This is a genomic window from Streptococcus sp. P25B114 (assembly GCF_053010325.1).
In genome coordinates this window covers 36,552-50,011 of the sequence record NZ_JBRKNW010000003.1, presented here as the reverse complement: position 1 = coordinate 50,011, position 13,460 = coordinate 36,552, and the positions used below count along the sequence as shown (strand labels likewise).

At 44.6% G+C, this 13,460-nt stretch carries 14 protein-coding genes; 5 read left to right on the top strand and 9 right to left on the bottom strand.

Annotated features, from left to right (window positions below; all coding sequences use genetic code 11):
* Positions 1–103: 103 nt before the first annotated feature.
* From ACVC7T_RS02245 to ACVC7T_RS02235, 3 genes are read right to left on the bottom strand one after another with little or no spacing between them, the layout of a single operon-like run.
* The gene (locus ACVC7T_RS02245) at positions 104–1,354 is read right to left on the bottom strand and encodes an ABC transporter permease (protein ID WP_447262397.1); all 1,251 of its coding nucleotides are present in this window, start codon (positions 1,352–1,354) and stop codon (positions 104–106) included.
* Positions 1,354–2,049: an ABC transporter ATP-binding protein gene (locus ACVC7T_RS02240; protein WP_105110682.1), complete on the bottom strand. Its 696-nt coding sequence runs from the start codon at positions 2,047–2,049 to the stop codon at positions 1,354–1,356. The genes ACVC7T_RS02245 and ACVC7T_RS02240 overlap by 1 nt, the downstream gene beginning before the upstream one ends.
* Positions 2,030–3,196 carry an efflux RND transporter periplasmic adaptor subunit gene (locus ACVC7T_RS02235; RefSeq protein ID WP_172009367.1) on the bottom strand — a complete coding sequence of 389 codons (1,167 nt, stop codon included), beginning with the start codon at positions 3,194–3,196 and terminating at the stop codon, positions 2,030–2,032. Before ACVC7T_RS02235 ends, ACVC7T_RS02240 begins: the two co-directional genes overlap by 20 nt.
* Positions 3,197–3,482: 286 nt before the next feature.
* Here ACVC7T_RS02235 and gorA point away from each other — a divergent pair, with 286 nt between their 5' ends.
* A complete protein-coding gene (gorA, locus tag ACVC7T_RS02230; RefSeq protein WP_447262396.1) occupies positions 3,483–4,832 on the top strand; it encodes a glutathione-disulfide reductase in 1,350 nt (449 codons plus the stop codon).
* 46 nt (positions 4,833–4,878) lie between these two features.
* Here gorA and ACVC7T_RS02225 read toward each other — a convergent pair whose 3' ends face one another.
* Positions 4,879–5,616, bottom strand: a complete 738-nt coding sequence (locus ACVC7T_RS02225; protein ID WP_105160538.1) for a cyclase family protein — start codon at positions 5,614–5,616, stop codon at positions 4,879–4,881.
* A 208-nt stretch (positions 5,617–5,824) separates the two neighbouring features.
* Between ACVC7T_RS02225 and ACVC7T_RS02220 the strand changes: the two genes are divergently transcribed.
* The gene (locus ACVC7T_RS02220; protein ID WP_447262395.1) at positions 5,825–6,364 is read left to right on the top strand and encodes a biotin transporter BioY; all 540 of its coding nucleotides are present in this window, start codon (positions 5,825–5,827) and stop codon (positions 6,362–6,364) included.
* Positions 6,365–6,377: 13 nt separating this feature from the next.
* Here ACVC7T_RS02220 and ACVC7T_RS02215 read toward each other — a convergent pair whose 3' ends face one another.
* Positions 6,378–6,590: a YdbC family protein gene (locus tag ACVC7T_RS02215; protein ID WP_105123074.1), complete on the bottom strand. Its 213-nt coding sequence runs from the start codon at positions 6,588–6,590 to the stop codon at positions 6,378–6,380.
* Between the two features lie 92 nt (positions 6,591–6,682).
* Between ACVC7T_RS02215 and ACVC7T_RS02210 the strand changes: the two genes are divergently transcribed.
* Positions 6,683–7,003 (top strand): hypothetical protein, encoded by a 321-nt coding sequence (locus ACVC7T_RS02210; protein ID WP_105123073.1) that lies wholly within the window; start codon positions 6,683–6,685, stop codon positions 7,001–7,003.
* Between the two features lie 18 nt (positions 7,004–7,021).
* Here the strand turns inward: ACVC7T_RS02210 and ACVC7T_RS02205 are convergent, their stop codons facing one another.
* Together ACVC7T_RS02205 and ACVC7T_RS02200 are read right to left on the bottom strand one after the other, a co-directional pair.
* Entirely contained in the window at positions 7,022–8,308 is a 1,287-nt protein-coding gene (locus ACVC7T_RS02205; RefSeq protein WP_105123072.1) for a peptidase U32 family protein, read from the bottom strand.
* Positions 8,309–8,844: 536 nt separating this feature from the next.
* The gene (locus ACVC7T_RS02200; RefSeq protein WP_105110674.1) at positions 8,845–9,774 is read right to left on the bottom strand and encodes a peptidase U32 family protein; all 930 of its coding nucleotides are present in this window, start codon (positions 9,772–9,774) and stop codon (positions 8,845–8,847) included.
* A gap of 158 nt (positions 9,775–9,932) precedes the next feature.
* On the opposite strand from ACVC7T_RS02200, the gene ACVC7T_RS02195 reads away from it, so the two are divergent.
* Positions 9,933–10,232 carry a DUF3270 family protein gene (locus ACVC7T_RS02195; protein ID WP_105110673.1) on the top strand — a complete coding sequence of 100 codons (300 nt, stop codon included), beginning with the start codon at positions 9,933–9,935 and terminating at the stop codon, positions 10,230–10,232.
* A gap of 123 nt (positions 10,233–10,355) precedes the next feature.
* Here ACVC7T_RS02195 and ACVC7T_RS02190 read toward each other — a convergent pair whose 3' ends face one another.
* Both ACVC7T_RS02190 and rlmD read right to left on the bottom strand, forming a co-directional pair.
* Entirely contained in the window at positions 10,356–11,087 is a 732-nt protein-coding gene (locus tag ACVC7T_RS02190; protein WP_105110672.1) for a GntR family transcriptional regulator, read from the bottom strand.
* Positions 11,088–11,239: 152 nt separating this feature from the next.
* Positions 11,240–12,592 (bottom strand): 23S rRNA (uracil(1939)-C(5))-methyltransferase RlmD, encoded by a 1,353-nt coding sequence (gene rlmD, locus ACVC7T_RS02185; protein ID WP_447262394.1) that lies wholly within the window; start codon positions 12,590–12,592, stop codon positions 11,240–11,242.
* A gap of 37 nt (positions 12,593–12,629) precedes the next feature.
* Between rlmD and recX the strand changes: the two genes are divergently transcribed.
* Positions 12,630–13,406: a recombination regulator RecX gene (gene recX / locus ACVC7T_RS02180; RefSeq protein WP_394733623.1), complete on the top strand. Its 777-nt coding sequence runs from the start codon at positions 12,630–12,632 to the stop codon at positions 13,404–13,406.
* The last annotated feature ends 54 nt before the right edge of the window (positions 13,407–13,460 follow it).

Genomic DNA, 13,460 nt, shown 5'->3' with positions numbered 1-13,460 from the left:
TCCTTTAATCTGAATGATGTCCTTATTTTATCTTTAACTAGTGATAATGTCAAGCCGTTTGCTCACAGAAAAACGACTAGGAAAAACCTAATCGTTTTGAATGTTATTCATATCGCAGTGCTTCAATTGGATCCAATTTAGAAGCCTTATTTGCTGGGAGGACACCGAAGATGATACCAACTAGGGCTGAGAAGGCGAGACTCCCCAGAACCACTGGGATAGAGATGACGGCGGACATACCCTGACCCATGACCTTGCTGATATTGAGCAAAACGACAGTCGTTTGGGCGATTAAGAGACCAATGGCACCGCCCAGAGTGGTCAAGACCATAGCCTCAATCAAGAACTGACTCAAGATATTGGCACGAGTCGCTCCCAGTGCCTTCCGCAGACCGATTTCCCGTGTCCGCTCGGTCACGGATACCAGCATAATGTTCATCACGCCGATACCGCCGACCAAGAGGGAGATACCTGCAACCGCACCTATAAAGGTGGTCACAATACCTAGCTCACTCTTGAAACTTTCAATCATCGCAGACATGTCAAAAATATCATAGCGAGCCTCTTTTAGACCAGAAACCCTAGTCAGATAGTCCGCAGCAGCCTGACCAACCTCTGTGACCCTGGTCACGTCTTCGACATAGACATAGAGTCCAGAATTTTCTTTCATGCCCATCTCTGCAGCAACCTGGGTATTGGCCATAATGGCATTACCGCCTGAGTTCATCCCAAACATGGCCGTGCCAGCATTGGGCTCCTTGTAAACACCGATAACTAGATAGGCATTGCCATTGAGAGAAACCGTCTGGTTGAGGGAGGCTTCCATGGAGCCAAACAGTTTTTCAGCCAGATTGACATCCAGCATGATAATGCGAGCAAAGCGACTATAGTCATTAGGAGTGAACTTGCGTCCTGCCAAAATTTCTAGATTTTTGACATCAAAATAGGAATGGCTGACCCCATTGATGGTCACATTATCAGCTGATTTGTTACCGGCTTCTATTGTTCCCATATTACTCAAATTGATATAGTAGTTGCTTATACCATCAATTTCCAGAAGTCCTTGCAACATGCTATGGGTCAAGTCAGGCTCTTCTTCCATAGACATTTCCCCAGTGAAGCCAGCATTAAATAAACCCGACGAAACCTCTTCTAAATTTACATAAGGAGAAAAATGGACAGAGACATTATTTTGCTCCCCAGCCAGGGCCTTCTCCATGGATTTCTGTAGACCTTCACCTAGAGCCATGATGATAACAACAGCAGCCACACCGATAATGATTCCCAGCATGGTGAGGAGGGAGCGCATCTTGTGGGCTAGGATTGATTTTAAGGCAAATTTCCAATTTTCCATTAAGCCTCCTCCCTTCTTCTATCCTCAGTGATAATCCCGTCCCGAAGAACTATTTTCCGCTTGGCATAGGCGGCAATCTCTGGCTCGTGGGTGACCATGATAATGGTCTTACCTTCATTGTTGAGCTCAGTCAAAAGCTCCATAATCTGCTGGCCAGTCTTGGTATCCAGGGCCCCCGTCGGCTCATCCGCCAAGATAATGGCTGGGCTATTGACCAAGGCACGCGCAATAGCCACCCGTTGCTTTTGACCTCCAGACAATTCCGACGGCAGGTGGTCCATACGTTCTGCCAATTCAACTTTTTCTAGGTAACGTTTGGCCTTTTTCTTACGTTGGTTGGACGGTACTCCTGCATAAATCAGGGGTAACTCCACATTCTGCAAGGCGTTGAGCTTGGCAAGGAGGAAGAATTGTTGGAAGACAAAACCGATTTGGTCATTGCGGACCTGGGCCAACTTTTTCTCCGATAACTGGCTGACTTCCTCGCCTTCTAGCCAATAGTTGCCAGAACTAGACCTGTCCAGCAAACCAATAATGTTCATGAGAGTGGATTTACCAGACCCAGACGGTCCCATAATGGCTAGAAATTCTCCTTCTTCGACTTCCAAATCAATATCCTTGAGAACTCGCAACTCCTGGTCGCCGTTTTTATAGGATTTGTTGATTTGTGTGAGTTTAATTAGCTGGTTCTTCATCGGCTTCTACCTCTTGACCCTCTTGTAAGTCAAAATCTGGGAGGACAATGACATGGTCACCTACAGACAAGCCCTTGGTTACTTCCTGGTTAAGAGCATCTGCATTACCCAGAGTCACCTCTACTTTTTTAGCCTTACCATCTACCAATGTCCAAACAAAGGTCTTATCATCCTCATAGACAACAGCTGTCACAGGGACCAAGATATTTTTGCTGGTGTTGACCACTTCCATATTGACAGTGAAACCTTGTTTGAGGTCGCCAATATCGCTAGTCAAAGTCACTTTGAAAGGATACTTGGCACCACCGCCAGATCCGCCGCCACCCGGTACTGCTACCGCAGTTTGATCATTGGCTGGATAGTTTGAAATATAGGAAATTTTACCAGTCCAGGTCTGTTCTGGATAGACTTTAGTGCTTAATTTCACTTCTTGGTCAACCTTGATATTGGCCAAATCATATTCTGTAAGCTGACCTGTCACCTGCAGGCTATTTTGGTTGACGATGTGAATGACTGTCTGGCTATTGGTTGAGCTCTTAGAAACAGACTTATTGACCTCAACAACTGTACCTGACACGGTGCTGGCAACGGTCGCTTCATTGACGGCCGTCCACGCCTTGTCTACCGCCGCTTGGGCATCCGCATAGGCATCATTCAAATCCGCCAATTGCAAATCAATGGAACGTTGGGCAGAGGCCGCTGCTTCTCCATCCAAGGCTGGGTCACCTGTTGTTGGCAAGGTCTGACCACCATTTTGCACATCATATATTTGACGTCCAATCTTATCCCGTCCGCGCACAGCCGAATCAAGAGCCGTTTGCAATTCATAAGCATCATAGCGAAGCAGGGCCGTTCCAACCTCTACCTGGCTCCCCTGTTCAACGTAAAATTCACTGATATCGCCTTTAGAGGGGTCATAATAGACAAACTGCTCTTCACCCGCAGCCACTGTCCCCGTCAACAAGGTCGACGAAGCAATCGAACCTTCCTGAACCACCCTGTAGGTCATGGGTAATGTAAAGTCTTCACCTGCGCTACCTGAACCACCTAAGGCATTAGAGAAGAGTAAGGCCCCACCGACCAGGGCTACCGATGCAACCCCAAGACCAGAAAAAAGGGCAATTTTTGCTTTTTTGGACTTAAACATATCTGTCTCCTTTACATGTTACAAAAATAATTGTCTTATAAAGATAATACACTTATACATCGTTTTTTGCAAGTGTTTTCCATACTAATTTTATAATATTTTTGTCAATTATCCCACTTACATTTTTGTAAGAAATAGCTTCTATCAATCATGCAGGTATGGCCAGTATTTTTACAAAATAATAGTAAGAAAAACCTAAACAAGGTTTCACGATAGACGTAGCGGATTTTTGATTGAAAGATAAAAAAAGGGTAGAATGTAGTCAAGAAATCTTTGGAGGAAGAAAATGAGAGAATTTGATATTATCAGCATTGGTGGAGGAAGTGGTGGTATTGCCACTATGAATCGAGCGGCTATGTATGGTGCCAAGGCTGCCGTTATTGAAGGCAGCTATATCGGTGGAACCTGTGTCAATCTAGGCTGTGTTCCTAAAAAAATCATGTGGTACGGTTCTCAAGTAGCTGAAGCCATTCACACTTATGGACCAGAATACGGCTTCACCAGCCAGGACGTTCACTTCGACTTCGCAACCCTGCGTCAGAACCGTGAGGCCTATATCGAGCGTTCTCGTTCCTCTTATGGCAATACCTTCAAAAACAATCAGGTTGAGGTCATTCAAGGTTTTGCTAAATTTGTAGATAGCCATACGGTCGAGGTCAATGGTGAGCGAATCAAAGCCAAACACATTGTCATCGCTACTGGTGGTCTTCCAGTTATTCCCGCCATTCCAGGTGCTGAATTGGGTGTCGTGTCCGACGACTTCTTTGCCTGGGAAGAATTGCCAGAGTCTGTCGCTGTTATCGGCGCTGGCTATATTGCCGTTGAGGTGGCTGGCGTCCTACACGGTTTGGGAGTGGATGCCCAGCTCTTTGTCCGCGGCGACCGCCCATTGCGTAACTTCGATACCTACATTACGGATGCCCTCATGGAAGAGATGGAGCGGACTAAGCTCCCACTTCACACCCATAAAACGCCAAGCAAGCTGGAGAAAACGCCAGAAGGAAAAATCCAAATCTTCTTTGAGGACGGCACTTCCCACATTACTGACCAGGTTCTCTGGGCTGTTGGGCGCAAGCCAAATACCGACCAGCTTAACCTAGAAGCTGCTGGTGTGACACTAACAAAATCGGGCCACATCGAAGTCAACCAATACCAAGAAACAGTGGTTCCTGGCATCTATGCCTTGGGCGACGTGACGGGTGAAAAAGAGTTGACACCCGTTGCTATCAAGGCTGGACGGCTCCTATCGGAACGCTTATTCAACGGTAAAACAGATGCCAAAATGGACTACACAGACATTCCAACTGTTGTCTTCTCCCACCCAGCTATCGGTACGGTCGGATTAACAGAAGACCAGGCCCTTGTTCAATACGGTGCGGACCAAGTCAAGTGCTACACTTCAGCCTTTACCTCTATGTACACAGCCATGGCAGACAACCGCCAGCTGACCAAGATGAAACTAGTCACCGTTGGTCCTGAAGAACGAGTGGTCGGCCTCCACGGTATCGGCTACGGTGTCGACGAGATGATCCAAGGTTTCTCAGTTGCTATCAAAATGGGAGCTAGCAAGGAACAATTTGACGCCGTTGTGGCCATCCACCCAACTGGCTCAGAAGAATTTGTCACCATGCGATAGAAATTTCATAAAAACGCTCAGACTTTCATCTGGGCGTTTTATCATCTTATGGCAAAATAGCAATGGCTCTAACTGGTGAACCCGAGCCCTTTTCCCAATGTGGAAAGGCGATGGAGATCAAGCTCCCCGTCGCTGGAACCTGATCAAGATTGTTGAGGACTTCTACCTGGTAAATGTCTTTTGACAGAAGATAGTATTCCTCTGGAAGGCTACCACCATTCTCTGCTGCTGACACTCCTGAGTCTGTATCCAGGGTCTCATGACCAACGGCCTTGACCTTGCGTTCCTCAATCAGATACTCCAAGGCATCATGGCTCCAACCTGGGGTATGTTGCACTCCATTTTCATCCAAATTTCGGATGGCATCCTGGCTTGGCCAGCGTTTAGACCAGTCTGAACGGAAGGCAACAAAAGACTCCTCTGCAATAGGACCATGTTCCTCTTCAAAATCCAAAATATCCTGCTTGGTGATTTGGTAATCTGGATTTGCTGCAACTGCCTGCGACTTATCGATAACATAAAGAGGCAGGAGCAAATCTTTCAAGTCAATCTCGTCCAAATAACGAGCCCCCTCCACAAAGTGAACAGGCGGGTCGATATGGGTACCATACTGGCCAACGACCGTGAACTGCTCTACGAAAAATCCGTCCTTGTGGTCAAACAAGGTCTTCTTCTCCAAGGCAGGCAGGGCAGGGAAATGAGGACTATTTTCATTGATTTGATGGGTCAAATCCACCCATTTTTTAGCTTTTAAGGTACGGTAAATAGCTAATAATTCTGACATAGGATGTCTCGCTTTCTTATTTTTATCCATTGTAGCATGAGAATGGACCAGTCTACTTAAAAAACATAGTTTTTTGCTTATATAACTTTTTTATGAATAGCTATAGATTTTTCCTATAACTGTGACAGCTGATAGTCAATGGATTGACTTCCTTTGAAAATCAAACTATAATTTTGTTAACCAATTATTATAAAAGGATAACCATCCCATGAAACAAGAATCAACTCTCCATTTGGTCTACACTGCAATCGGTGCGGCCCTCATTGCAGCCCTTTCACAAATCAGCCTTCCCATTGGTCCTGTTCCCTTTACTCTCCAAACCCTGGCTATCGCCCTGATTGCCTGCCTCTACCCAAGGAAACTGGCCCTGGCAAGTGTCGGAATTTATCTGACCTTGGGTGCCATTGGACTGCCTGTATTCGCAGGATTGTCAAGTGGAGTGGCCAATCTTTTCGGACCGACTGCTGGATTTCTCTGGGGCTTTTTGGCCTACGCGGCTATCACATCCAGCTTGACGACAAATAATAGTTCTCCATTCCAGGTCTTTCTGGCTTGTCTGCTGGGAACCGCTACTTGCTTTGGACTGGGATGTTTAGTATTCAAACTGGTCAGCGGTGCTAGCTGGACAGATACACTTGTCTGGACAGTCCTGCCCTTCATCCTGCCTGATTTAGCAAAAATTTCCCTCGCCACAGTGGCACACAAACTCCTCCAACCAGTTATGAGAAAAAGGAACCTAATCGCTTAGGCTCCTCATCTTACTAATTGGTAAATGCATCCAGCATGACTTGAAATTCTTCATTGCTGAGGGTAATGCCCTTGCCCATCTTGGTATGGTCGGGACTCCAAGTGCGGATGTCATATTTGGCTGGTGCCCCGTTAAAGGACACACGATTAAGCTCCTTGGTCCAGCCCTTATCATTCTCAGATAGGACCAAGAGTTTTTCTTCGATTTCAAATGTAAATTCTGCCATTTGTTACCTCCTTCACTTATTTGTTCGCAAACACTTGTCATTTTTATAAAAATTGTATAAGATGATTATAGCAAGTTTGAAAGGATATTGCCATGAAGAGGTTTTTGGAATCCATTTTCGACCGTATCAATGATTTTCTGGTTTACAGATCCCAACCAAAGCCTATGGAGCCTGCAACCAGAGAAGAGATTCAAGAGTATCTTGAGCTGGCCATTCAAAAGAAGGCTGCTATCCATGTTATTTATGGTGAACGTAGCTTTACCGGGGATATTGTCAAGTATGACAAGGAACGACAACGCTTGATTATGAAAAATTTCAAACGGCGCGTGACCAGTATCATTCGGATTGATGAGATTAAAAAAATCTCTCTGGTTCCAGAAAACATCAAAAAATCACAATTATCAAAAGGCTGAATTTCTCCAGCCTTTTTCTTATGCACGAATAGTAACAGCCTTGCCGTCCTCTTGATAGAGATTGATGAGCCCTGACTTGCAGGCGCGGATCATATCGCCTGGATAGATTTCACGGTCTAGCTTAATAGTCAGCAGTTCCATAGGCTTATTGGCACGGTCAATCTTATCTCCATTGGAATCATGCAGGCCTTGAATGGTCGTTTCAAAATGACGGAAACCTGGCCCGTAGAACTCAACTTGGTCTCCTTCGTTGATGACATTGCGCTGACGAATAGTTGCTGTCATGGTTTCCTTGTCAAAGGCAACAACTTCAGCGATAAATTTGTACTCAGGAATTTTGCGACGGGCACCAAACAATTGCTCATTTTCAGTTGGTGGATTGTAGTAAAAACCAGTTGCCAGTTCACGCTGGGCTACTTTCCACAACTCGTCAATCAGGTCTTGTTTGATCGCTTCAAACTTTTCTGGACTTTCTAGATAGGCATCGACCGCAGCCTTATAGCAGTTGGTTACGGTTGACACGTAGTGGACAGATTTCATCCGGCCTTCGATTTTTAGGCTATCAACCCCATTTTCAATCATGTCTGGAATATGGTCGATCATACACATGTCCACCGCAGACATGGAGAACTCCTCTGGTATTTCCCCCTTAATCGAACGACGCTCTTCACCGAATGGCAAGTCATAGAGGTTGTACTTCCAGCGGCAAGACTGGGAGCAACCGCCGCGGTTGGCATCACGTTTGCTCATGTGGTTGGAGAGGACGCAACGTCCTGAGTAGGAGATACACATGGCACCGTGGACAAAGGCTTCGATTTCAACATCTGTCCGTTTACGAATTTCAGCTACCTCTTCCATGGTCACTTCGCGGGCTAAAACAACGCGGGTTAAGCCCAATTCCTTCCAGAACTCGAAGGTTTCATAATTGGTCGATGAAGCCTGGGTGGACAGATGGATTTCAAGTCCCGGCGCTTCAGTGGCACAAATGACGATGAGGGCTGGGTCAGACACGATAACCGCATCCAAGCCCATATCCCGCAGTTCACGGAACCAGGCTCCCGCTCCTTCTTCATTCCCTTCATGGGTCACCATGTTAGCCGCAACATAGACCTTGGCACCACGGGCGTGGGCGTATTCAATCCCTTCCCGCATCTCGTCCATAGTAAAGTTCCCAGCCCGGCTACGCAGACCGTAGGCCTGACCGCCAACAAAGACAGCATCGGCACCATAATCAATGGCAACCTTCAATTTCTCCAATGTCCCAGCAGGTGACAAGACCTCGGGACGCTTTAATGCTTTTGACATAATATTCCTCTTTCTATTTGCAGGATAGAATTAAGATAAAAATTAAGAATTGGCGACGGTTTTCAAATGGAACGATATTTTTCCACTTGAAAACCTATTGCAGGGCCTAGAACTCGCCTAAAGGCGGTTCCGTACTTGGACCTTACCTATATTAAGTGGCAAAGTTGGCTCTGCCAGTATAGATTGATTTGAATTAAAATATGCGACGATAGCTAGGTCAAAACGACACTTTTTGACCTAGCTGTCTAGTGTAACTGACTAGGAAAGGTTCAATGGAACTTTCCGTTTAGTGTCAAGCTCCTTTAGAAGCCGACACTAAGTCAGTTACCAGGATAGAATTAAGATAAAATCTAAGAATTGGCGATGACTAAAACAACCCTCTGGACCGGGCTTTCCCATTGACAGGCTCGGGATAAAACAGTCCCACGGACTGGCCTCGCTTCTCTATTTCTAGGCTCGGGATAAAACAGTCCCCCGGACTGGCCTCGCTTCTCTATTTCTAGGCTCGGGATAAAACAGTCCCCCGGACTGTTTTATTACCTCACCTTGTTCCGGTCAAATTCGTAAAATCCGGTGTCCAAACCGCGTTGGCTTGGGTGGAACTTGCGTACTTGTTCGTCCAAGAGAAAGGCTTGGTCGTAGGTGAATTCTCCTTTTTCCAATAAATCACGCGCTTGGACGAATAATTTGGCAATCTCGACGAAGTTCTGACCTGGACAAAAAATACCATCCAACTTCCAATTTCGGTAGCCATGTTCATAAAGCTCTGTCAACTTGGTCATCATGTCGATATCATTGTTAATAAAAATATGCGTTCCGTGTTTATCCTCAAAAATGGAATAATGACTTTCTGGATCTGCAGGTTCTGCCAAGAAAAGTCCACGTTCCTTGGACAAATCCGTCTCATCCGCCTTAGTGAAGTTATAGTAGTTTTTGAGCAAGGTCCGCTTGGAATGGTGGATAACAGAGGCACCGTAAACCAATATTTCCGCAGGAATTTCCAGATTTTCCGAAATATCAAAGAGTTCTGCCGATGGGATTTCTCTTGCTAAGACAGCCTCGACAGCGCCGTGGTCCTTCCAGAAATTGATTTGTCGGCTGGATGTTACAAAGACAGATGTGTCGTAAATAAGCTTGAAATTGTAGCCGTCCCGCTTATTGATATAAAAAACACCTGCATCCCCAACGACCAGATAATCGACCTTGATTTCTTTCATCAATTCCATAAAAGGCTTGATATTGTCCATCATATCTTGGTGCATGAGAGCGTTGGCTGCGACAGTCAATTCCTTGCCTGCCTCGTGAACCAGCTCTGCTATTTGGCGAAGCTCATCATAGGAAAAATTGGTCGGAATGCGGAGGGCATGGTCTGCCTCACCAACATAAATACGGTCAACACCTGCTGCTAACAGTTCTTTGACCTGTTCAATGCTTTCAGCTGTTGCTGTTATAATAATATTTTTCATAATGTTCATTATATCACAAAGATTTTCTAAAAAAGGAAGCGGACCTGAATTTTAATCTTCAGACTTTTCTAATTTCTTTGTAACAATATTGTAATAATCTTGTTACAGTTTCCACTCAATTTTATGGTATTCTTGAAAAGCAAAATAAAGGAGACGATATGGCACTTAGACAATATCGGCCTGACCAAATCCCCACTGAAGAGTATATCCCGAAAGAGAAACAGGCCCCTTATCAAGCGTACCAAGCAAGAGAATCCAGTCTTCCACGAATCAATGAATTATTATTTTTTGTGAATATTGTTGTTTTTAGTATTTTGACGGTTCTAGCAACTTACGTGTATCTTTCGCTGAACATCCCTGCCTTCCTGTCCTTCTGCTTGGCTATTCCAAGTGGTTTTATTGGCATGCAGCTGCTCAAATACTCATCAAATAAAATATTTAAACGATTATTCTCGTAAACATCACCTGAGGGCTCAAAGCCCTCTTTTTCTTGCAAAAAAGCCAGGGCAGTAATCCTGTCCTAGCTCGCTGTCTTCGTAAAAAAACTAATATTGATTCAATAGCCTTGATGTAGAAATCCACTACTCTTGACGGACGTGGCTAATCTTATATCTGAACTGGTCTGCCCGCGCAATACTAAAGGTAAACTCAATAATCTTATTTTTTTGATTGTAGGTCTTCCGAGTGATATGAAGAACAGGACTATTGTTTTTAATGCCCAGGACCTTGGCCTCATGGTCTAGTGCAATACTGGCATAAAATTCTTCTTCTGCCAGCCGAATGGTTTGATTGTAATCTTCAGCAAATATTTCATAGAGCGGCATGTGATTAAGGCGCTCTTCAGTCATTCCAGGTACAACTTCAGCTGGAATATAAGTCTTTTCCAGCATCATTGGAACATTATCAGCCAGGCGAATCCGTTCTAATTCAACGATGGGCTCGTTGATGTCGATTTGCAGCTGCTTGGCCAGATACTCGGACGCATTTTTCTCAAGCAACGACAAAATCTGGGTCTTTGGAACCTTGCCGATTTTCCGCATCTGCTCTGTAAAACTATAGGCAGAGGACAGATCAACAGCAGGCTCTCTTATCTCTGAAACATAGGTTCCCTTACCATGTTTTTTATAAACAAGTCCCCTTCTTTCCAATTCTTGAATTGCCAGGCGGACTGTAATCCTACTCACCCCATGAATATGAGTTAACTCGCGCTCAGAAGATAATTTATCATTCGGCTCCATGGTATTCCGAATCTTCATTTCCAATTCGTCTACCAATTGTAAATATAGCGGTTTGTCACCTGCTTCGGTAACCATATTATCACCTCTTTCATTGGTTATAACCACCATTAGTATAGTAAAAAAACGTTCGGAAATCAAGAGTTTGTAGGGATTTTCCCTACTTTACATTTTTTAGGAAAATTTCAAGAAAAATGTCGGTAAATCATCCGTGACTGCCAGTAATAGACTCATTTCCTCACCAACTTAACCACCGCTTCGGTCCTCGCGGTATGTGGAAACATGTCCACACTTTGAATATAGTCAACATCATAGACTTTGGTCAGCTGGGTTAAATCACGCGCCAAAGTTGAGACATTACAAGAAACGTAGACCATTTTTTTCGGTTGGTATTTAACAATAGTTTTGAGGAGGGCATCGTCTAAACCAGTTCGTGGTGGGTCCACAACAAGGGCATCAGCTCGATAACCTTCTTGGTACCATTTAGGAATGATTTTTTCTGCTTTACCTGCTTCATAATGGGTATTATCAAAGCCCATACGACGCGCATTTTCCTTAGCATCTTGGATAGCTTCTGGGATAATATCCATCCCGCGCACGCTTTTGACCTGCTTGGCAAAGGCAAATCCAATAGTACCAACCCCGCAATAGGCATCAATCAAGTGGTCTTCTGGACTCACATCAAGAGCCTTGACTGCCTCACCGTAGAGCACCTGTGTCTGTTCAGGATTGAGCTGGTAGAATGCTCTTGGAGACAATTGGAAACCATAGTCCAAAACTTCTTCTTCAATAGCGTCTTGTCCCCAGAGAATCTCCGTTTCTGCACCGTAAATCTCACTAGATTTGGAGGTATTGAGGTTAAAAGCAACTGTTTTGATTTGCGGAAAGGCTGCAATTAAATCCTTAATGACAGCTGTTAAATTAACCCATTTGCTAGAAATAAAGATGATTTGAACCTGGTCGGTAGCTTCTGCCTTACGAACCATGACCGTCCGAATCCCATGGATTTTGCGCTCATTGTAGATAGGCACTTTGTATTTGTCTAAAAGATTGGTAATCTTGTTAATGATTTCCTGCGTCAACTGATCCTGCACCAAGCAATCTTCCAGAGAAACAAGTCGGTGGCTTCCTTCAGCATAAAGCCCAGCCTTGACGGAACCTCCAAAGGAGCGGGTTTGAAATTGCAACTTTGCGCGGTAATGCTGCGGCTTATCCATCCCTAATGTTGGACGAATCTCGTAGTTTTCAAAACCTGCTGGTTTAAATTTCTTGAGAGCTTGCTTAAGCAAATCCACCTTAAAATCAAGCTGCTTATCATAGCGAAGATGCATAATTTGGCAACCACCGCAAGCTTCATAGATAGGGCATTCCGGCACAACACGGAACTTAGATTTTTTATTAATTTCAAGAATCTTGGCTTCAACAAAGTTACGATTAACAGATATCACTTGGCAAAAGACTTCTTCTCCTTTAAGGGCACCTCGAACAAAAACTAGCGTTTTCTTATAAAAGCCAATCCCTTCGCCATTAATTCCCATGCGTTTGATTTTTAAAGGGATCCGTTGGTTTACTTGTAGATTCATGTTTCTATTTTACCGAAAATTCCTGTATAATGAAAGAATGAGAGTAACAAAGATTGAAAAGAAAAAAAGGCTCTATTTGCTGGAGCTGGATAGTTCAGATAAGCTCTATATCACTGAGGACACCATTGTACGCTTTATGCTGACCAAGGACAAGGAAATTTCTGAACAGGAGTTGGCGGAGATTCGGGACTTTGCCCAATTTTCTTATGGGAAAAACCTGGCTCTTTATTTTATTTCCTTTAAGCAGCGGACCAAGAAGGAAGTGGCTGACTATCTGCGAAAGTACGAAATTGATGAGAACACCATCCCAGCGATTTTGCGCAATCTAGAGGAGGAAAACTGGGTCAACGACCTAGCCTATGCGGAAACTTTTGTTCGGCAGAATAGCTTGAACGGGGACAAGGGGCCAGCTGTCCTTCGGCAAAAATTGCAGCTCAAGGGTCTTGAAAAATCCCTGATTGACCAGGCACTGACAGATACAGACTTTTCTGAGCTAGCGGCAAAGGTTGGAGACAAGATTCTACGAAAATATGGCCACAAATTGCCTCTCCGCGCCCTGCAGGATAAGATTGCCCAAGGACTGGTGACTAAGGGATTCTCCTATGGACTGGCCAAAAGCGTGGTAGCTAACTTGGACTTGGACAGTGATGAGGAGGCAGAAGCCGATTTGTTGGAAAAAGAACTGGACAAGCAATACCGCAAATATAGCCGAAAATATGAAGGCTATGAGCTTCAACAACGTCTGACCCAAGCCCTGGCCCGAAAAGGCTATGATTACGGTGACATTCGTTCGGCTTTACGCGACTATCTATGACAAAAATTTCGCCCAAGTGCCAAAAATATGATATAATAGTCAAGATAAATTGTA